This window comes from Streptomyces sp. NPDC030183 (assembly GCF_055573455.1).
In genome coordinates, this window is record NZ_JBVIBK010000021.1 from 45,353 (window position 1) to 64,656 (window position 19,304).

Here is a 19,304-nt window from a genome sequence, read left to right on the forward strand (position 1 = left end):
ACCGCGTGAACGGGCCGGTCCACAATGGCTGTGGGTGCAGAAGAGATCACAACGTCGTACGCACATCTGCGATGCTGGGCAGATGAGCAAGGTGTGGCAAGGACACGTCATCGAGGGCACGCGTTTCGTGGTCCCGGCGTCCGGTGTGATGCCGAGGCACGTGCTGTGCGCGGTCGGCGTGGGCCTGGATCCCGACGTCCTCAGCCGCGTGGTCGACGAGGCCGGAGGCGGGGAGTTCGAACTCGACGAGTTCCAGCGGGAGCCGGACCCCCGGATGCGTGAGGCGTTCGACGCGGCGGTGGCTTCCCGCCGGATCACCGGTGTCGATGAGTTCGGCGAAGACGACTGGGCCGCGGTGGACGCGCACGACTCGGTCGCCTATGTCCTGTCACCGCCGATCTCCCAGGCCACCGGCGTCGACGTGTCACGGCGGGCGCTGGCCGTCACCGCGGCCCTGCTGGCCAACGGGGCCACCGCGGTGAAGAACGAGTCCAGCGGGGTGGCCTGCGGTCGGGAGCGGTGGCTGGCCCTGGCGAGCGAGGCGGCGGCCGCCGAGAACGTGGAGGACCTGGTCGGCGCCCTGGTCCAGGCGTGGGTCGTGCCGGTGATCTACGACGGGGAGGTCTACTACAGCTGCGGCATGCACCTCCTGGGCGAGGCCGACGTGGAGCTGGCCCCCGGACGCACCGCGGCGCCCGGGTCGGAGCCGGAGCTGGTGCTGGAGTGGGTGACCACCGTGGAGGTCGCGGGGTACTACCTGCTGACCGAGCAGCCGGACCACGGCGTCCAGGACGGCGAGGGCTTCCGCATCACCCCGGAGGCCACGCGCTGGATCATGAACCGTGTGGAGTGCGAACGGTTCGAGGACGACGACTTCTTCCACAACCCGTACGGGTACTGGCGCCTTACCCCGGCTGCCCGCGACCCACGGAGGAGGCCGAGGCTCAAGAGGCGCAACCCCCGCACGACCCTTGCAAGGCGACGGAAGGGCTGAGAACGGGGAAGGCGTGGACGGGAGCCGCCGTCGTTCGTCGCCGGGGCGCGGGCGCGGGCGGGGACGGTGCGGTGCCCACGGAGTATTCCGTTGGTCCCGATTTGCCGACGTAACCCCCGGGTTCCGGTCAGTGGACACCACCGCAGCCGGCGTCACCGCCAGCCGCGCCCTACACACCGCCGTGGGCGCTGCCCACCAATGGGGCGGCCGGAGGTATGTCGGCGCTTCCGCATCCAGGGGTGTGAGATGTCAAGGGCATTCGCTGGCGACCGGGGAAGTGAGGGACATCGCCGGCCAGGCAGGCCGATTTCGCGCGCGGGCGGTGTCGCTCACGTTGGAGCGTCGAGCCTCCACTCGACCCCGAGGGGTCCCGGACACGGCCCGACGCGAACCGCACGGAAGATCGCGTCGGCCTGCGAGGCCCACTGGGGGGACCTGGTGACCTCGGTGCCGTCCTGCAGGCGCTCGATCAGCGCAGCCCATGCGTCACAGCGGCGTCTGATCTTCGCGTCGCGCTCGGCGCCGGTATCGGGCAGGTCCCACCCCCTGAGAAGGATGTCCCAGCCGGCCAGGGCGAACGGCCTCTTAGGGTCCGCCAACCGGCGCAGCAGGGTGTTGACCCCCTCGCGATGACTGATCGCCACGCGCTGTGTCCGGCCGGGAGCGGACGTCGGCTGACAGACGTAGGTGTCGAACGCCGTGATCTCCGGTACGAGTGCCTCCACCCGCGCCCATTCGTCCTCGCCCCACGGCCCCAGACCCACCGTGGTGCGAAGCACGTAGAACTCACGTATCGCGGCCGCGAGTCGAATCGCCCGCCACAGGTCATGCCAGGGTCCCGTCCCACGGATCCCCACACGACCGCCGACCTGTATACGCTCTCCGCCGCGCAGATGGATGTCAAAGCGACACAACTCTCCATCCGCCTGCAGACGCGAGACCTCGGCGGAGGCCACCTCCGCGATGTGGAGCCGGCGCGCACGCAACCCCGGAACCAAAACCCAGCGCCTCGCCACGGTCACCTGGTACCCGTCGAAGTCCGCTCGCCACCACAGCCCCGACGCCCGCAGCCGACGCGCCAGCCACACAGCCGCTGCCGCGTCCCTTCCGCTCTCCACACTGCCCCCCCATACCGGTACCTGCCCTTCCCAGCCTGCATCACAAGCCGTTCCCAGATCATGACCAGCAGCGACATCGCAGACAACACCCACACGTCAACGCCTTCGATGTCCGCGGGCACGCGGTCTCTGCGCCGATCAGGGCCCCGCTCCCCGCACGCCACCTGCGGCCTGCCGCCCACCGTCAGGTAGATGTCGAAGTGGAGCGTGAGCCACTCACACTCGCCGAACCGATTGATTGAGCTCTGGTTCTCAGCGCGAACTGCAGCAACTCCGTAGGAGAGGCTGACGCCAATGTTCTGGCCCTCTGTACGCTGGGGCTATTCAGGACGGCTCCGACGCCTTGATCACACCAGCCACACCAAGATCATCCCAGCCTCCCTATCATCCGATCCATAGAGATGAGCACCGTTGAGGGGGCCGATAGAGATGACCGCAGCACGCATGGCAGCCGCCGTGCTGGCCACATGGGCCACGCTGATCTTGCTCCTACTTGCGCCGTCGCCCCTGCCAGAGCATTGGCGCTACTACATCTACTCTCCAGCGAGCGTGGGCCTGTGGATGCTGACCATGCTCGTCGCACCTGTCGTGGTCTGCATCGTTAAATGGCCATGGATCAAGTCGGGCGGCAGGTGAACCTCGACCCGCACGCGCTCAGCTCACCGGCGCGGGCGATGCCCTCCGCTGCGTCCAGCCCCGCCTGCCCCCAGGTATGCAGGGTGGTGACGAAGGCGCGTCCGAGGGCCTCCAGGGTGCAGGTGTCCGCGTGCGGCTCGCCCGCGTTCGCTCAGACAGTCACGTCCCGTTTGCTTGCTGATCTGGGTGAACACGGTTCAGGTCAACCGTCTCGGTGGTGAGCTGCCCAAGAGCGTCCTGGAGTCGGCGGACGGCATCCTCGGCTTCTCTGTATTGCTCGGGACTCGGGAGGACAGTGCCGAAGGTGCCGCCACCGTCAGACGGCAGAGCACGCCAGCGCAGGACCGGTTCGAGTGCATTGAGAGCGCCGGAAAGAAACCAGGCCAGGCGGCCGTGAGTGCGCGCGAGGGCGATGGCCAGGACAGCGAGAGTCTCTCGCAAGTGTTCGAGCCGCTTGATCTGCGGCAACGCCTCTTGAACGTCCGGCGGACCGACGGCGTCGCGCAAGCCGGCCTCGGCCTCGAGGGCGAGTGCGCGGTCGCTCGGCGCCACTTTCCACACCTGGTCTCGGACCTGCTGTTCGGCCTCCTCGGCCAGTACTGCGACGATCCTCCGCATGTCCATGCAGGTCACTCTAATGAAAACAAGCACTCACCACGGCCTCACTCTGTTCCTGGAGCCTCATGCTGCCTTGCTGACAGCAGCAGTGGTCAGAAGTTCATAGGTCTCTGTCAGGCGCAGCATGTACTCCACCCGGGGCTGAAGCCCCGTGACTACAACCTGGCCACCTTCGGCGAGAAGACGTTTACGCAGTTGCGGCCTGAAGTTCAGGCCGCTGGAGTCCATGAAGGTCACCCCGGACAGATCCATCTGCAGTGTTCTGCCGCCGAGCGGGACGACGAGGGTGGCCCGCCGAAGTGCCGGGCAGGTGGCCAGGTCTATCTCCCCGGCTGCGGTGATCACGGTCCGGTCAGCGGTATCAAGCGCGCGACGTGGGGCCGCGCACAGCCGGGCGAAACCACCCCAATCCCGCCCCGGCCATCGTGGCCACCTCAGGGAGAACGCAGGGTCTGTCACCGGATCAGGCTGGTTGTCCTTGCAGCGTCGCACAGAACCGGGCCCTTACACCACCACGCACCCCAGTTCCGCACCCTCTTACCGGGTCAGGCCACCGGCACGGCTCCACACCGCCGAACGGTCCCAGGCCTGACGGTCGGAGGTGAGGGCCAGATCCAGGAGCAGCAGGTGCCGCAGCCGAACCAAGGCCCGTGGCTGGCTCCGCCGCTGGAGGCTCGCAGGTCCGCCATGAGCGCTGAACCTCCGTCGGCGGTAGACGGTTCTCGGTGTTCTGCTGCTCGGCGCGCCGTGACGCCCAGCCGGGGGGCGGTGCTGGCGTCTGGGTCGGGATCGGGTGGAGACAGTACCCGTGAAGCCGGTGCCGCACTCCGGCGAGTCCGGTCCGATCCGAGGGTCGAACCCGGCCGTGCTGGTGCAGCCAATACGGGCGGTGCTCGTATGGAGTGGGCCGCTGCGGCGCTGTTCTGCTCTACTGGTTCGCCCTCGTGGCCGTCGCCGCGCGGCTGCGGTCGTTCCTCACCCGGCCAAGATCCACCAGCGCTGGGAAGTGACCACCAGCCGGCTGCTCATCGCCACCGGCATCGGTGTTGCCCTGGCTTCAGACGTGCGGATCCGAACCGCCCGGCCCGAAGCGGACACCCGGTCGACCTGACCGTCCCTTCTCCGCAACTCCGCCATGACGCCCGCTACCCCCGGAGCCCTCGGACGCAGGACGAAGAAGAAGGACGCGAGCAGCATGAGCCGGACCTGAGCCACTCAGGTCGCTCGCAACTCACCGTCCACGAACGTTTTCTGATGGTCCGTCGGGTAACTCGGAGATCGCTGGCCGGGACGGCCCCGGCCCGGAGGGAGTGTTGATCATGAACCGGACCCGGATACGTCGCCGGGCGGCCGCTGTCCTGGCGAGCGCGACGGCCATGGCCGTCCTGCCCTCGGTCACCGCGGCGGCGGCACCCGCACAGGCCCAGCCCTGCGTGCAGAAGATGGCCGTCGTCAACAACGCGGGCTTCGTCCTCTCCTGGGCCGCCACCGCCCGCACCGGTGAACAGTCGGCCCCGACCGACGAGTACCCGATCAACCAGACCAGGGTGATCGACCTGTCCACCACCTCATTTGCGGACGGCACGGACGTCCGTCCGTACGCCCAAGCGGTCGGCGGGACCAAGGAGTTCGGCAGCTCCTACGTGTCCTACTGCGACAACGGTCAGACGGCCACGTACACCGTCACCGGGACCACCTTCGACTACTCGGTGACCCTGCTGACCTGAGGCGGCTTCCCAGCGCGCCCGTAGCCGGACTCGCGCCATGCGCACCGCGGCCAAGCGCGTCTGCCTTCAACGGTTTCGGACCTGGTGCTCGCCCCGTGAGGTGGAGCACCGTGTTCGGTGCCGCGGCCCCGGCGGCACCAATGCCGTCGGGGTTGCTGCGCCAGTGCCGCCGTCAGCGCGGCGGCGACGCTCAGGGGGGAATGCCGGCGGGGGATAGGAGACGCGGTGCTGACGTAGCGCACGCCCGGGCTCCACCGCCCCAGCACCACTGGCACAGGGGGTTCTCTGGACCAAGTCGTATGGCGAGGCGGGGGGCAACAAGTCAGTGCAGCTCAGTGCCAGCGTGACTGACGCTACTCCGGTCGTGATCCACCGAGTACCTAGTAATATCCCTTTGCCCCGTCGAGTAGCTCCCTCACGATGTCCGCATGCCCCGCATGCCGTCCGGTCTCCTCGATGAGATGGATGAGCATCCAGCGGAGGTTGGCGTTGCCTGAGCGGTAGTCGGGGTGGCGGCCCACGTCGTCCAGGGAGGCCGCGGCCACGATTTCGTTACTGCGGGCGCACTGGGCCTCGTACTCCGCGAGCAGCTGCTTCAGCGGGATGCCGTCGGTACGCCAGTTCGCGTCCTCAAGCGTCTCGTCAAAGGACGGGTTCTGCGTCTTGTCGCCGCCCAGGAACAGCACCTCCAGCCAGGTGTGCTCGACCCACCGCATGTGGCTGACGAGGCCGGCCATCGTCATCGCCGGCGACGTCGGGATGACAGAGCGGTGCGCGTCGGCCTCGCTCAGGCCCTCGCACTTCCATCTCAGGATCTGCCGTTGCAGATCCAGCCAGCCGACGAGCGCGGTGCGCTCGTCGGCCTGCAAGGGGGGACGCTCAAACGAAGGTGCCATGCCTGCGGACCTTAGGCGCTCGGTCTCTGGCTGTCGCCTGACTTTCGGCCCAAGATCCGCCGGAAGACGCTAACCGGCGCAGCCGGCCTACTCATGCCGACCAGTCCCGCCAGCACTTCCCCCAGGTCGCAAGCCAATGGGGTAGTCGTAGCGTATGAACCCCTTGAAGCTCGCCACCTTGTCGTACAGGGCGCGGGCGGCGGTGTTGTCCTCCTGAGTGGTCCAGTAGAAGCGGGATGCTCCCTGCTCCCGTGATGCATCGGCCACTTTCTCGATCAGCTTCCGCGCCACGCCTCGGCCGCGTGCCGCCTCGTCGACGAAAAGGTCCTGGAGGTAGCAACTGTCTTCCATCCAGAACGTCGGGTGGAACAGATAGTGCGCGATGCCGACCAGCTTCCCGTGTGACCAGGCGCCGATGCCGTGGAGCTCGGTGCCGCCCCGTAGGCGCTGCCAGGTCTGCTCGTAGCCCTCGTCCGGCACCATGGTGCGGTAGAACTCCTTGTAACCGCGCGCCAGCGTTTCCCAGGCGGCGCGGTCCTCCTCGCGCAGCGAACCAATGGTGATCACGATTGCCCATCCTCACTCGCGAGCGTCAACTGATCTGCCGATCCGCGGGACACTGTCCCGGACCCGCTTTGGAGGGCCGTGCCGTGGCCCGTACGCCTGCGTGGCTCCACCAGCAGGCTGAGTACGTCGTGCGGACGCGCCGCGACCGGGTGGGCCCCGTGGCGGACACCGGCGCGTGCACCCCACCTGGCGTGCACTCCCCGCGATCCCGCGGCGTCGGCACAGTCGAGGTCCACTTCAGCGTCACCGACATAGGCGGTTGCCTCGGCCGGAACCCCGGGCTGCCGCAGCGCCAGCAACAGCCCGTCCGGCGCCGGTTTGGGGCTGTCGACTTCGTCGCCTGCGATGACCACGTCGATTCGCGCGCCGATTCCGGCGGCAGCGAGCATGCTCGAAGCCACTCGCCGGGTGGCCGCCGTGAATACGCCCAGCCGCATGCCCACATCGGCGACTTCCTCTAGCAGGGCCGGTATGCCGGGGAACGGCCGTAGCTCGGCGACGGCCGGATCCAGGTAGGCGTGGAAGCGTTCGACCTCGGCGGGGCCGCAGGTGCGGCCGAGGAAATGGGCGAGAACCAGCTCTGTGTGGCCGACATGCCAGCCGGCGACCACCTCATCCGGCGAGACCGGCGGGCCGCCGAGCGAGCGAATCGCATCGGCGTACGCGCGGGACACCGTGGGGACGCTATCCAGAAGCGTCCCATCCATGTCGAACACAACTGCACGCATGACTCACGATCCTGCCTATGTCGTCGTGTTCCACGCCAGGGCCACTTCCCGAACACTGGCTACATGTAGCGAGCTCGATTTCGCGGCAGGCCAGGAAGCAGCGCAGTCGGATACCGGGCTTGCCCGGCTCGCAGGTCGGACGGGTTCCGAGCAGGGAACGTGTCCCAGGGGGAATGCCTAGCGGCGCCAGGTGCTGGAGGGCCTGGAGGGGTTCGCCGACGAGTGCACCGAGCGCTGGAGGCGGGGATCGAGGCGAAGCGGGCGGGCCACGATCCGTCTGCGGCCCCGGCTCCGGCCCCGGCCCCGGCCCCGGAGGCGGCGCCGGGCCGGGTGGTGGACCAGATGGCGGTGCTGGAGGAGTCCGTCGTGAAGTCCAAAGCCTCGCGAGGCCAGGACACGTCCCGGGGCCACTTCCCAGGCCACGGTCCACGACTTGCCGAACAAGAAGACGGCCGCCCGGAAGACCACAGCCCCCCACAAGACCACCACGAAGGACGGCCAAGAAGACCCTCGCCGAAAGCCCCGCAGAGCCTGACCTAGCGGCTGGGATCACCAACGCCACCGGCTTCATCACCATGAAAGGCGTTCTGTTCCAACTCGTCGGCCGGACGGCCGCATGGAGGCTCTGCCCCCCGCAATCAGAACGAGTGTGTCGCCAGTCGGGTGAGGGCTGTGTTCTGGGGTACAACGGCTTTGCATGCGATGACGGTCAACGAGAGGGTCATCGCGATGATCCGCCCGAAGCCCTACCTCACCTTGCCAGAGAAAGGTGGCAGCCACCGTCTGAAGCATTGCGCTCGGACAAGTGTCATAGCACCGGCCAGCACCGGCCTGCGCTTCCGGAACACCGGGCGCCTGCTGGCGTACTCCCGCACTGGTGGCTCCCGCTCCACACCGCGACGGCCCTCTTCCTGCTGATGGGTGTGCGGCGACCACCGCGTCGACCGGCGCTGTCTGCGTGGGCTTGGTCCGTCCCAGAATTCGCAGGCGGTCGAACTTGACTCGCCTGCAGTCGTGCCGCTGTCAGTCGTTTGGTCCAGCGTCTCATGACGCCCATGCTGTAACTGCCCGCCGCGGGGAGCCGGTAGGCGCCAGAGGCGCAGGGGCGGCCTGACCGGCATGTAGCCGCGACCGGTGGCGTACTGGTCGAGGTGGAGCGCCCACTCGTTGCCGTCGCCGAAACATCCGCATCGGGCCCTCGACACCGATGAGGCCGGTGGCGTAGAGGTTGCCGAGGGGGTCCGAATCGACGACCGCGCTGCCGACCGCGGTTACCACGACACACCTACGGACACCGGCGCATCCAGGCCCAGCTCGACCGGGGCGTCGCCGCAGGCGTGGAGCTGGTCCGCCGCCTCATGCGCGCACCGGGTGTGTGCTGCCCTGTCGGCCACGCCCGAAGAGTCGATCTCACTCAGGGGTTCTTGCACTATGCCCGCCCGGGGTCAAGGGTCGCGGTGTCGAGTATCCCTGCGACTTCCGTGCGTGTCGCGGCCGAGGCACCTTTGAGGCAGACGTGGGCGTCGACGGGGAATGATGCCTCGTCGGAACGCGCCGCCCATCCCCGTCGGACCAGCTCCTGATCCCCTCCCAGTGACCGGCAGCCCTCGCCGGGGCTGGAGTACGGGCTGGGGTGGACTTTCGTCCCCGAGTCAATGGCTTCTGGACGTTCCGTCTGCCGGAAGGAGATCAGCGCCTCTCCTTCTGCGAGAGTGGACAGGGGTGCGCAGTCATACTCACCGACAGTCGTCGGCGGGCAGGATTTCGTCGCATCCAAGGGCCGGTTGGCGACGAAGACAGGGGCCGTGTTCAGCCGGTCCGCCTGGTCACGCACATACCAGCCCTGGGGCAGCGCGACGCCGAGTGTTCCGTTCGAGAGGTTGATCCGGCGCTCCTCGGAAGAGGGGGAGGCGACTTGAGTCCGGGGAGACGTGGGCACCCCGAACAGCTGTGAGCCGAGGGCGCTGTAGAGCAAGGCAATCGCCGTCACTCCTGTCACGGTTGCCCCGACCGCCTTACGGCGCCGGCTGCGCGCCACCACCCGCCGGTGGACCTGGCGCATACGGTCCGGCGGTGCCTGCAGAAGCGGCACGGTGCGTTCGAGGAGTTCGCGCAACTGTTGCTCCCGCGAGTCCTTCCCGTCAGTGTCGTGCACCCTGCTCACCGTCCTCCCCGTGAGTGTTCAAGGCCGGCACGCCGCGCAGCGCATGCAGTGCCTTGGTGGCCTGGCTCTTGACCGTGCCCGGTCGGCAACCCAGCATCCTGGCCGTCTCCTCCACGCTCAGGTCCTCGAAGTAGCGCAGAACGACCACCGCGCGCTGCCGGGTCGGCAACGCACGAACCGCAGCAGCGAGCGAATGCTGCAGGTCGACGTCCGCGAACACGTCCGAGGCGGCGGACTCGGGCAGTTCCCCGTGCGGAACCTCGCCGCGCCAGCGTCGCCGCCACCACGACGAGAAGGTGTTGACCAAGGCCTTGCGGGCGTACGCCTCCGGGTTGTCCTCGGCGATCCGGGGCCATTTCGGCCACATCTTGGCCAGTACCGTCTGCACCAAGTCCTCCGCCAGGTGGGCATCGCCGGTCAGCAGCCACGCCGCGCGAAGCAGCCGCGGACCGCGTGCGGTCACGAACTCCTCGAAGTCCGACGACGAATCCCTCACCGGCACTGACGCCCTGTCACCATCACACGCCTGGGCCCTTCGTTGAGCCTTGACGCGGTCGGCCGGTGGGAGAGGAGAGCCGGTCGCCCCGGCGCGGGCAAGTGCCTGGGCGCCTTGTGCCAGCCACACTGCGACTCGTCCTGCTCCGCCTGCGCCGAGCGCCTCCGGTCTGCGGAGGATGCCGGTGCCGGTCAGTTCGCCGCTCACGCCTGCACGCTCGCCACCGTGGGGACGATCAGCGATCGCAATGTCGCCACGCCCCGCGAGACGAGCGACGAGACAGTCCCCGGGGCGCAGTTCAGGTTTTCGGCGACCTGGCCTTCCGACAGATCGCAGTAGTGCCGTAGCACCACAGCTGTCCGTTGCCGCAGCGGTAGGTGGACCAGGGCGGCTTCCAGTCGAACGCGGTCCTCCACCAAGACGGCCGCGTCGGCCGTCGCCGCGAGTTCCGGCAGTCTCTCCGTAGGCCGCTCGCCCCGCCAACACCGCTTGGCCGCTCGTGCGGCCGAACGCATCAGTATCCGCCGGGCGTAAGCCTCCGGCGCTCCGTCTCCGAGTCGCGGCCAGGCCAGCCACAGCTTGACGAGTGCTTCCTGCAGCAGATCCTCGGCAGCGTGGCGGTCCCCGCCCGCCAGCGAGCCCGCGTAGCCCAGGAGCGCCGACCGGCGGGCCTTCACGAAATCGTCAAACGCTCGTTCCGGTGCACTTCTCATCTGATTGCCCCTGCGCCCTTCTCCACTGTGCTTCGCCGGTCGGAGGTGCGGCTCTCGCCGCGTGTCCACAGCCTTGTAACCGGGTGGGCACGGGGTACGGCCGCCTGGACCGCGCGAATTGTGGCGCGCATCACACGAGGGGCGTGCAGGGAAGGAGCACGGCCAGTGCCTTTTCCATGGCGCGGTGGCGATACGGCGTCGACCACACAAGCCCGACGCGAGAACCCCTCCGGGTCCCCGGGGGCGGGCAGCGACAGTCGGGCACCGCCTGTGCCACGGGGACGGCACCCGACCGAGGGCAGACGACCCACGCGACGGGAGACCGGAACTACCGGTCTCCCGGCCCGGGCAGCGTCGAACCACCGCACGACGACTCCCCACCGAAGGACAAGTGATCACCTTGCGGTTCCGCAATATCTGGATGGTGCTCGCGGCGGCGAGCATGCTGTCCCTGCCGGCATGCAGCCAGAGCGACTCCGACACATCCCCTTCCGCCGCAAGCGACGAAGGGAACGCCCGGAGCGGAGGCGGTTCGTCGGCCGCGCCGGCCGGCGCGCTGACCATTCCCGAGGACGCCGACCCGGACACGAAGAACCACTACCTCACCGAGAACGCCATAGCCGCCTGCATGAAGAAGCGGGGGTTCACCTACACGCCGAATCCCGGCTCCACGCAGAACGAGGCGAGCTCGTCGATCGACGGGGCGGACTACGCTCTGGCGAAGAAGTACCGGCAGAAGTACGGATTCGGTATCTACTCCAGCGCCGTCTACCCCGACGATCCGGCGGCACCCGGCCCCGCCGAGAACAACGACCCCAACGCCTCCTACCGCGATTCCCTGCCCACCGCCCAGCAGGGGGAGTACGACAAGGCGTTGGGTGCGCCGGGCGCAGCCCAGGACAACGGCAGGTACGAGGGTCCCGCCAAGGGCAGCTGCAGCGCGGAAGCCCACCTGAAGGTGTATGGCCCGGCCAAGTCGGCGGCGGAGCAGGAGCGGGAGAACGCGAAGCGGGCAGAGCGCGACAGGCAGGCTGGGCAGACTCTCAACGGTGACCAGCAACTCGTCTCCCTCGCCCAGGAGTACGCCTCCTGCCTGCGCAAGTCCGGCATCACGGTCGGCACTACTCAGCCGACCAGCATCGGCGACGCGGTGAAGTTCCAGGTGAGCGCCCAGATCCCGCCGGACGCCCAGCCGCTGACCAAGGAAGAGGCGATGCCGAAGCTCACCCGCGAGATCGACCTCGCACTCAAGGACCTCGAGTGCGGCAAGAACTTCAGGGCCGCGTACTGGCCCAAGTACAAGAAGAACCCCTTCGTCGGGAACAACGGGTGAAGCGCGACACGAAGCGCCGGAGCAGTCGTACGAAGCGACTGGGCGTGATCGTCGGCGTGGTCGCCCTGATCGGGACGGGCGGCTGGGTCGCCGGCACCCGGATGAAGTCACCCGCGGACGCCGCGGCCGCGCACCAGCCGCCCGAGGCGGGTCCGGTGACCGTCCCCGTGGAACAGCGGGCGCTGACCGCCACTGTGGTGGCCCAGGGAAGCCTGCAGTACGGCTCTCCGAGGAGTCTCACCCTGGCCGGCGCCGTAGGCGCTTCCGAGGAGGGCGGTGAGGGCGATGCCGCGGCCCAGCGGGTCACCAAGCTGCCCACCCGCGGAAGCGAACTCAAGGAGGGCGGTGTCCTCATGCAGGTGAGCGGCAGGCCCGTGATGGTGCTGCGTGGATCGGTACCGATGTACCGGACCATCGGCCCCGGTTCGTCGGGGGACGACGTCAGACAGCTGCAGAGCGCTCTGAACAGGCTGGGCTTCACCACTGGCGGCGTCACAGGGACCTACGGACAGGGCACCGCGTCCGCGGTCAGCCGCTGGTACCGCAGCAGGGGGTATGTGGCGCAGGAGCCCAGCACCGCCGACCGGCAGGAGCTGGGACAACTCGAGTCCACGGTGTCCGACGCCCAGCTCGCGCTGCTCACCGCCCAGGGAACCGGCGAGGGAACACAGGGCGACGGCGGGTCCGGAACGGAATCGGCTGAGGCACGGGCCTTGCGGATCAAGTCGGCGAAGAAACAGCTCGAGCTGGCGAACTCCGCTCTGAGCGCCTTCAAGTCCACCTACGGGACCAAGGTTCCGGCGGGAGAGGCGATCTTCCTGCCGAAGCTTCCGGTCCGGGTCGACAAGACCAAGGTGCGCGTCGGCGACGCTCCGGACGGGGAAGTCGCCACCGTGACGAGCTCCGACGTCGTGGTGGAGGCGGTGGTGCCCGGCACGGACGCCGGTTCGCTGAGAAAGGGGATGACGGTGCAGGTCACCACACCGGACGGCAAGGAAGCCAAGGGTGTCCTCAGCGAGATCGGTGGTTCAGGCGCAGGGCCGGAGCGCTCGGCGGAGAACGCCGGGACCGGTGGGGAGGCCGAGGCGGCCGAGGGTTCCGGTGGTGAGGCATCCGCGCCTGTGCCACTGAGAATCTCCCTTCCGGAACCCGGCCCGCTGGCAGACGCCGGGGCGGGCGGCGCGGCGAAGGTGACCATCACGGTGGGTGATTCGGACGGCAAGGTCCTGGCCGTGCCGGTCGCCGCGATCCAGACCTCGGTGGGTGGTCAGGCGCGCGTGCGCGTCCAGCGGGGCAAGCAGGTGGTGAGCGTCGATGTCGACCTCGGAATCTCCGCCGACGGGCTCGTCGCGGTGAAGCCGGAGGGCAGCGCGCTCGAAGAGGGCGACCTCGTGGTGGTCGGCCTGTGACCGAACCACTCGCACACGGTGACACGCCGGAAGAAGGCGACGTCATCAAGCTGACCGGGGTCAATCGCACCTTCGACTCGGATCCGCCCGTGCACGCACTGCGTGAGGTGAACCTGACGGTCCGGCGAGGGGAGCACCTGTCGATCGTCGGGCCGTCAGGTTCCGGGAAGTCCACCCTGCTGAACACGCTGGGGCTGCTGGACAGGCCGAACTCGGGCGACTACTGGCTCGACGGAGTGAGGACCGGCACCCTCCCCGACCGTGAGCGCACCGCGCTGCGCGGAAGCCGCATCGGCTTCGTCTTCCAGTCCTTCCACCTGCTTCCCTACCGGACCGTGGAAGAGAACGTCATGCTGGCGGAGATCTACCGCAAGCCCCGCCCGGGCAGGGGGCGTCGAAGCCGCGGCGAACGGGCCAGAGCGGCCCTGGACCGGGTGGGGCTCTCACACCGGCACGGCTTCAAGCCCGATCGCCTGTCCGGCGGTGAACGCCAGCGCGTGGCCATCGCCCGGGCTCTGATGAGCGAACCGGCCCTTCTGCTGTGTGACGAACCCACCGGCAACCTCGACAGCGAGAACACCCTCTCGGTTCTGGAGCTCTTCGACCAGCTCCGCACCCAGGGCATGACGCTGATCCTGATCACCCATGACTACGAAGTGGTCAGCAGGCGTGCGAGCAGGCGCGTACGCATCAGTGACGGGCGGCTCAGCCAGGAGGCCGTATGAAGACCCGTCACCGTACCGTCGCTCCGGACCCGAGGTCGGCCGAAGCCCGCCAGAAGCAGCTGGCCGGGCCACAGCGCGGTCGGCGTCCACGGCTACGCTCTGCTGAAGGGCTGGGCACCAAGGGAGCCGGGCGTCCCTGGATCTCTCCCAGGGACCTGGGGGCGGAGGCGTTGGCGGGTGTACTGGCCCGCCCGGTCCGGTCCGCACTCACCACTCTGGGCACGGTGCTGGGCATCGGCACACTGGTCATCACGATCGGGGTGGCGTCGACGGCCGCCCACCAGATCGTGGGCCGGTTCGACGCCCTCACCGCCACCTCGGTCACGGTGGTGGCGCCGCCTCCACCCCCATCGTCCGACGCCGTCCCGCTGGTGGACTGGCGGGGTGTCGACGCCGTGGACCGGCTGGCCGGGGTGGAGTCGTCCGCCGCGCTCGCGGAGTCCGACAGGACGGCTGCCGTACAGGTGCGTGCCAACGATGTGGTCACGCCCGGTGGCGTGTCCGGCCAGACGCTGGCTGTCGTCGCCGCCTCGTCCTCCCTGCCCGCGGCGGTGCGCGGCGACGTCACCGCGGGCCGGTTCTACGACACCGGAGACATCGACCGGCACGACCGGGTGGCTGTACTCGGAGACCAGGCCGCTCGCCTCCTCGGCATCAAAAGCGTGGAGGACGCGCCCGCGGTCTTCTTCGACGGACACTCCTTCACTGTGATCGGGATCCTCGGCGGATTCAAGCGTGAACAGCGCCTTTCCACCTCGGTGATCCTGCCTCCCACAACAGCGAAGGACCGCCTCGGCCTGGATCTGGTGAACCGTGTTCTGATCAACACCTCACTCGGTGCCGCGCAGCAGGTCGCCAGGCAGTCACCCATGGCTCTCTCGCCCAACAACGCGAAGGCGCTCACCGTGCTCGCGCCGCCCGATCTGTCGAAGGCCCGCAAAGGCGTTCAGGGCGATGTCAACGGCCTGTTCCTGGTGCTCGGACTGGTCTCGCTGATCGTGGGTGCCATCGGTATCGCCAATGTCACGCTGGTGACCGTGATGGAACGGGTCGGGGAGATCGGGCTACGGCGCGCCCTGGGCGCGTCGCGTCGGCAGATCGCCGGGCAGTTCCTCATGGAGTCGACCACGATCGGCCTGCTGGGCGGCGTGATCGGCGCCGCCCTGGGCATGGTCGTCGTGGTGTCCGTATCGGCGCTCAAGGACTGGACTCCCGTACTGGACGGCCGACTTGCGCTCGGCGCGCCGGCCGCCGGCGCACTGGTCGGACTGCTGGCGGGTGTGTACCCGTCGCTACGGGCTTCCCGAATGGAACCCGTCGAGGCGTTGCGAGCCCCGTCCTGAGCGCCGGTTCGAGACCCACGGTGCCTGAGAGCCTCTGTCCCAGGAGCCCCCGGCTCAGGCGCTGAAGGGCCTGGCCGGCACATGGGCACCGGCAGTGGCCGTCTCCCACGGGCAGTCGATGATGCGTCGTCGGGCCGACGCCCGGCGCTCTCGGAGTGTCTTGTCGACCGAAGCATGAGTGCAACGGCACCGCCCACCACCGGGCGGCGGGGGCGGCGAGCCCGGGCCGCAACGCGGCTGCACCGCCCGCGGACCGCCGAGTCGCGTCCTGCGACAGCGGTTCTCCGTCTTCTTGTTCCTTTTCCTTCAACGAGAGATATGGACAGCTTTCAGTGCGCAGACCAAGCGGACATCTGGCGGGGGCCATCGCCCTCGCCGTGGCACTCACCTCAGGATCAACCGGCGGGGCCACGGCAGCGCCACCGGGCGGTGCCAGGAACGTGGGCGAAGGCATCGGCCGGGGCCCCGGCGCCCAGGCGACCACGGTGACACTCATCACCGGCGACAAGGTCTCGCTCGGTGAGGACGGTTCGGTCATCGGGATCGAACGGGCCAAGGGGCGCGAGAACGCCCCGTTCTCGGTCCGGGAACTCGACGGGCACCGCTACGTGATACCGGGCGACGCGGCGTCGGCGGTGGCACAGGGCACGCTCGACCGGCGGCTGTTCGACGTGACGCAGCTCGTCGCGTTCGGATATGACGACGCGCGCCGGTCTGATCTGCCGCTGATCGTGACCTATGCCGGGGACGAGACGCCCGCCGCGAGCGCCTTCAGCAGGGCACGCGCCAGAGTCGGCAAAGAATTGGCGAGCATCAACGGCCTGGCGCTGCGGGCCGACAAGCGCGGTGTCTCCGCGTTCTGGGACACCTTCACCGACGGCGGTGACGGCGGGCAGGGGACGGCACGGCTGTCGGCCTCGGCAGCGACGAAGCGGGTGAAGAAGGTCTGGCTGGACGGTAAGCGCCAGGCCGTCCTGGACAGGAGCGTGCCGCAGATCGGTGCGCCGAGCGCATGGGAAGCCGGGTTCGACGGCAAGGGCGTCAAGGTCGCCGTGCTGGACACCGGGGTGGACCAGACCCACCCCGACCTGACGGGCCAGGAGATCGCCGAGCGGAACTTCTCCGGCTCCCAGGACAGCGTCGACCGGTTCGGCCACGGCACCCATGTGGCCTCCACCCTGGCCGGTACGGGCGCCGCGTCTCCCGCGGGATCCGGAGGCAGGTACAAGGGGGTCGCGCCCGGCGCGCGGATCCTCGACGGCAAGGTCCTCGACGACGGCGGCGCCGGCGAGGACTCCGGCATCATCGCCGGCATGGAATGGGCGGTGGCCGAGGGAGCCCAGGTCGTCAACATGAGCATGGGCGGGCCCGACACCCCCGGCATCGACCCGCTGGAGGAGGCCGTCAACCGCCTGTCGTCCGAGTCCGGCGCGCTGTTCGTCATCGCCGCCGGCAACGATGGGCGCCAGGGCGAGCGCACAGTCGGTTCGCCGGGCAGCGCCGACTCCGCGCTGACGGTCGGCGCGGTCGACAAGGCCGACAAGCTCACTGACTTCTCCAGCCGTGGACCGCGCGTCGGCGACGGCGGGGTCAAGCCCGACCTGACCGCGCCGGGCGCGGAGATCACCGCCGCGGCCTCCACCGCGAGCGGCATCGCATCGCAGTCCCCCTCGGGGCCGCCTGGTTACGCCACCATGGACGGCACCTCCATGGCGACTCCCCATGTCGCGGGCGCGGCCGCCATCCTGGCCCAGCAGCATCCGAACTGGAGCGGGCAACGGATCAAGGCGGCGCTGACCGGCTCGGCGAAGCCTGGCCCGTACAGCTCCTACCAGCAGGGCACCGGCCGCACCGATGTCGCCCGTGCGACGGAACAGACCGTTCTCGTCGAGCAGGGCCCGCTCGACTTCGGCCTGCGGCCGTGGCCGCACAACAACGACCAGCCGGTGACGAAGGAGATCACCTACCGCAACCTCGGCTCGGAGCCGGTTGTTCTCGACCTGTCCGCCGAGGCCGTCGGGGTGGACGGCAAGCCGGCCGCCGAGGGCATGTTCACGGTGGCGGAGCGGCGGCTGACCGTCCCCGCGGGGCGTGAGGCGAGCACCACGGTGACCGCCGACACCCGCGTCGGCGAGACCGACGGCTCGTTCGGGGGCGCGGTGAGCGCGGTCTCGTCCGACGGCCGGATCTCGGTGCGCACCGCCATCGGAGTGGAGCGCGAGGTCGAGTCGTACAACCTCACAGTCAAGTTCATCGGCGACGACGGACGTCCGGCCACAGGCGGCTGGGCGGCGGTCGACGGCCGAGACAGCAATTTCTACACGGAGCTGGCAGACGCCAAGGACGGCGAGGTCACCGTGCGCCTGCCCAAAGGCGGCTACGGGCTCACCGGGATCATCGGCGGCGATGACGAGACCAGGTCCCCCGAATCCCTGCTGCTGGCACCGGCAATCCGGCTGGCCGCGGACACCACGGTCGTGATTGACGCCCGCCAGGCCAAGCCCACCCGGATCACCGTCCCCGATGCGAGGGCCGAGAACACCTACGCCCATCTCGTCCTCGGCTACACCCGCTCCGACCGGAGCGCCATCCCACCGTTCCTCTTCGACTTCCCCGGGTTCGACAGTTTCAAGGTCGGACACCTCGGTCCCGAAGCCGCGCAGGAAGAGGCATACGCCCAGTACGCCGGCTTCTGGCAGCGCCGGACCGATGGCGAGCACCCCGTGAACTACCGCCTGGCGTGGAACCGTACAGGCGATCTGGCCGGATTCACCCGCGACGTCGCAGCCAAGGACCTCGCCCGGATCGACCTCTCGGTCGGCAGGCCCGGAAGGGACACGACCGCGCAGCTCGCCGCAGCACCGCAGCCCCCGCTCGACGGCCCGGCGATCGACTTCAGCACCCCCACCTCCCTCGAACTGCCGCTGGGGACCACCGAATACGTCCTCGGCAACGGGGTCCGATGGCTGTACTCCGTACACCCGCGTCAGTCGGTGAGCAGCCTCTTGGGGAGGTACAAGGCATACACGGCGGGCAAGCGCTACACCGAGCGGTTCAACGTCGGCGTCTTCGGCCCGGCGCTGCCGAAGGGCCAGGACGAGCCGCGGTGGGGCAGCCCCGGCGCGGCGCGCAGCGGGAACACGATGCTCACCTACCTGCCGGTGTTCGGCGATGGCGCCGGCCACGTCGGCATCGGCCCGGTCATGAGCGAGGAGACCTCCCTCCACGCCGACGGCAAGAAGATCACCGCAGACTCGCGCGACGGGAACGGCATCATCCACTACACCCTCCCCGAGCAGGACAGCGGGTACAAGCTGAACGTCGACGTCACCCGGGACCCCGAGCTGTTCCCCGTCAGCACCCGCGTACGGGCGCAGTGGACGTTCCGTTCCGCGCGCACTTCCGAGGGCAGCTGGACCCGGCTGCCGCTCTCCACGGTCCGCTTCTCGCCCCGGCTGTCGCCGACCAGCACGGCGAAGGCAGGTGAACGGTTCAAGGTCCCCTTCATGGTGGAAGGTGCGACCACGGCACGGACCGTCAAGAAGCTTTCGTTCGAGGTGTCGTACGACGACGGAAGGACCTGGACACCGGCCAAGGCAGTCGGCGGTACGCATCTGTCGCTTGACCATCCGGCCGGACCCGGCACCGTCTCGCTGCGGGCCAGGCTGACCGATCGGGACGGCAACACCCTGGTTCAGACGATCAACCGCGCCTACATCACCGAGTAGGCCGAGTCGGCAGCGGCAGCGGCAGTGACTGTGGCTGTGGCGGCGAACACCATAGACGGCTGGCTGATCTACGAACTCGTGAGCCGGGCCACAGCCCGCGGCCTGCGGC

The 19,304-nt window shown here is 69.0% G+C and carries 17 protein-coding genes and 1 pseudogene; 9 read left to right on the forward strand and 9 right to left on the reverse strand.

Features of this window, described 5'->3' with window-relative positions; translation table 11 throughout:
• Positions 1-82 precede the first annotated feature (82 nt).
• The gene (locus ACZ4Z2_RS24825; protein WP_468078851.1) at positions 83-994 is read left to right on the forward strand and encodes a hypothetical protein; all 912 of its coding nucleotides are present in this window, start codon (positions 83-85) and stop codon (positions 992-994) included.
• A 329-nt stretch (positions 995-1,323) separates the two neighbouring features.
• Here the strand turns inward: ACZ4Z2_RS24825 and ACZ4Z2_RS24830 are convergent, their stop codons facing one another.
• Positions 1,324-2,082 carry a hypothetical protein gene (locus ACZ4Z2_RS24830; RefSeq protein ID WP_468078852.1) on the reverse strand — a complete coding sequence of 253 codons (759 nt, stop codon included), beginning with the start codon at positions 2,080-2,082 and terminating at the stop codon, positions 1,324-1,326.
• 459 nt (positions 2,083-2,541) lie between these two features.
• On the opposite strand from ACZ4Z2_RS24830, the gene ACZ4Z2_RS24835 reads away from it, so the two are divergent.
• Positions 2,542-2,748: a hypothetical protein gene (locus tag ACZ4Z2_RS24835; RefSeq protein WP_319063594.1), complete on the forward strand. Its 207-nt coding sequence runs from the start codon at positions 2,542-2,544 to the stop codon at positions 2,746-2,748.
• A 159-nt stretch (positions 2,749-2,907) separates the two neighbouring features.
• On the opposite strand, the gene ACZ4Z2_RS24840 is transcribed toward ACZ4Z2_RS24835, so the two are convergent.
• Positions 2,908-3,372: a hypothetical protein gene (locus ACZ4Z2_RS24840; RefSeq protein WP_468078853.1), complete on the reverse strand. Its 465-nt coding sequence runs from the start codon at positions 3,370-3,372 to the stop codon at positions 2,908-2,910.
• A 57-nt stretch (positions 3,373-3,429) separates the two neighbouring features.
• Entirely contained in the window at positions 3,430-3,711 is a 282-nt protein-coding gene (locus ACZ4Z2_RS24845) for an STAS domain-containing protein (RefSeq protein ID WP_468078854.1), read from the reverse strand.
• A 974-nt stretch (positions 3,712-4,685) separates the two neighbouring features.
• On the opposite strand from ACZ4Z2_RS24845, the gene ACZ4Z2_RS24850 reads away from it, so the two are divergent.
• A complete protein-coding gene (locus ACZ4Z2_RS24850; protein ID WP_468078855.1) occupies positions 4,686-5,093 on the forward strand; it encodes a hypothetical protein in 408 nt (135 codons plus the stop codon).
• Positions 5,094-5,473: 380 nt separating this feature from the next.
• On the opposite strand, the gene ACZ4Z2_RS24855 is transcribed toward ACZ4Z2_RS24850, so the two are convergent.
• The 3 genes from ACZ4Z2_RS24855 to ACZ4Z2_RS24865 form a co-directional block, all read right to left on the reverse strand.
• Positions 5,474-5,989: a DinB family protein gene (locus ACZ4Z2_RS24855; protein WP_468078856.1), complete on the reverse strand. Its 516-nt coding sequence runs from the start codon at positions 5,987-5,989 to the stop codon at positions 5,474-5,476.
• Between the two features lie 87 nt (positions 5,990-6,076).
• A complete protein-coding gene (locus tag ACZ4Z2_RS24860) occupies positions 6,077-6,556 on the reverse strand; it encodes a GNAT family N-acetyltransferase (RefSeq protein WP_468078857.1) in 480 nt (159 codons plus the stop codon).
• Positions 6,553-7,284 (reverse strand): HAD family hydrolase, encoded by a 732-nt coding sequence (locus ACZ4Z2_RS24865; RefSeq protein ID WP_468078858.1) that lies wholly within the window; start codon positions 7,282-7,284, stop codon positions 6,553-6,555. Before ACZ4Z2_RS24865 ends, ACZ4Z2_RS24860 begins: the two co-directional genes overlap by 4 nt.
• Before the next feature lie 1,289 nt (positions 7,285-8,573).
• On the opposite strand from ACZ4Z2_RS24865, the pseudogene ACZ4Z2_RS24870 reads away from it, so the two are divergent.
• A pseudogene (locus ACZ4Z2_RS24870) lies at positions 8,574-8,660 on the forward strand (hypothetical protein); the annotation flags it as partial.
• Between the two features lie 53 nt (positions 8,661-8,713).
• Here ACZ4Z2_RS24870 and ACZ4Z2_RS24875 read toward each other — a convergent pair.
• The 3 genes from ACZ4Z2_RS24875 to ACZ4Z2_RS24885 form a co-directional block, all read right to left on the reverse strand.
• Positions 8,714-9,439, reverse strand: a complete 726-nt coding sequence (locus tag ACZ4Z2_RS24875) for a hypothetical protein (protein ID WP_468078859.1) — start codon at positions 9,437-9,439, stop codon at positions 8,714-8,716.
• Positions 9,426-9,944 (reverse strand): SigE family RNA polymerase sigma factor, encoded by a 519-nt coding sequence (locus ACZ4Z2_RS24880; RefSeq protein ID WP_468078954.1) that lies wholly within the window; start codon positions 9,942-9,944, stop codon positions 9,426-9,428. The genes ACZ4Z2_RS24875 and ACZ4Z2_RS24880 overlap by 14 nt, the downstream gene beginning before the upstream one ends.
• Before the next feature lie 203 nt (positions 9,945-10,147).
• A complete protein-coding gene (locus ACZ4Z2_RS24885) occupies positions 10,148-10,657 on the reverse strand; it encodes a SigE family RNA polymerase sigma factor (RefSeq protein ID WP_468078860.1) in 510 nt (169 codons plus the stop codon).
• A 391-nt stretch (positions 10,658-11,048) separates the two neighbouring features.
• On the opposite strand from ACZ4Z2_RS24885, the gene ACZ4Z2_RS24890 reads away from it, so the two are divergent.
• The 5 genes from ACZ4Z2_RS24890 (at position 11,049) to ACZ4Z2_RS24910 (ending at position 19,195) form a co-directional block, all read left to right on the forward strand.
• On the forward strand, positions 11,049-11,990 hold the full coding sequence (locus ACZ4Z2_RS24890) for a hypothetical protein (protein ID WP_468078861.1): 942 nt from the start codon (positions 11,049-11,051) through the stop codon (positions 11,988-11,990).
• Complete coding sequence (locus ACZ4Z2_RS24895) at positions 11,987-13,399, forward strand: peptidoglycan-binding protein (RefSeq protein ID WP_468078862.1); 1,413 nt, start codon at positions 11,987-11,989, stop codon at positions 13,397-13,399. The genes ACZ4Z2_RS24890 and ACZ4Z2_RS24895 overlap by 4 nt, the downstream gene beginning before the upstream one ends.
• Entirely contained in the window at positions 13,396-14,124 is a 729-nt protein-coding gene (locus ACZ4Z2_RS24900) for an ABC transporter ATP-binding protein (RefSeq protein ID WP_468078863.1), read from the forward strand. Before ACZ4Z2_RS24895 ends, ACZ4Z2_RS24900 begins: the two co-directional genes overlap by 4 nt.
• A 140-nt stretch (positions 14,125-14,264) precedes the next feature.
• A complete protein-coding gene (locus tag ACZ4Z2_RS24905) occupies positions 14,265-15,467 on the forward strand; it encodes an ABC transporter permease (RefSeq protein WP_468078955.1) in 1,203 nt (400 codons plus the stop codon).
• A gap of 440 nt (positions 15,468-15,907) precedes the next feature.
• A complete protein-coding gene (locus ACZ4Z2_RS24910; protein ID WP_468078864.1) occupies positions 15,908-19,195 on the forward strand; it encodes a S8 family serine peptidase in 3,288 nt (1,095 codons plus the stop codon).
• The last annotated feature ends 109 nt before the right edge of the window (positions 19,196-19,304 follow it).

Bases quoted from the DNA above. Each gene is read 5' to 3' on its own strand.
- ACZ4Z2_RS24855 (WP_468078856.1), bottom strand. From the start codon at position 5,989: ATGGCACCTTCGTTTGAGCGTCCCCCCTTGCAGGCCGACGAGCGCACC.
- ACZ4Z2_RS24825 (WP_468078851.1), top strand. From the start codon at position 83: ATGAGCAAGGTGTGGCAAGGACACGTCATCGAGGGCACGCGTTTCGTG.
- ACZ4Z2_RS24865 (WP_468078858.1), bottom strand. From the start codon at position 7,284: ATGCGTGCAGTTGTGTTCGACATGGATGGGACGCTTCTGGATAGCGTC.
- ACZ4Z2_RS24835 (WP_319063594.1), top strand. From the start codon at position 2,542: ATGACCGCAGCACGCATGGCAGCCGCCGTGCTGGCCACATGGGCCACG.
- ACZ4Z2_RS24885 (WP_468078860.1), bottom strand. From the start codon at position 10,657: ATGAGAAGTGCACCGGAACGAGCGTTTGACGATTTCGTGAAGGCCCGC.
- ACZ4Z2_RS24840 (WP_468078853.1), bottom strand. From the start codon at position 3,372: ATGGACATGCGGAGGATCGTCGCAGTACTGGCCGAGGAGGCCGAACAG.
- ACZ4Z2_RS24850 (WP_468078855.1), top strand. From the start codon at position 4,686: ATGAACCGGACCCGGATACGTCGCCGGGCGGCCGCTGTCCTGGCGAGC.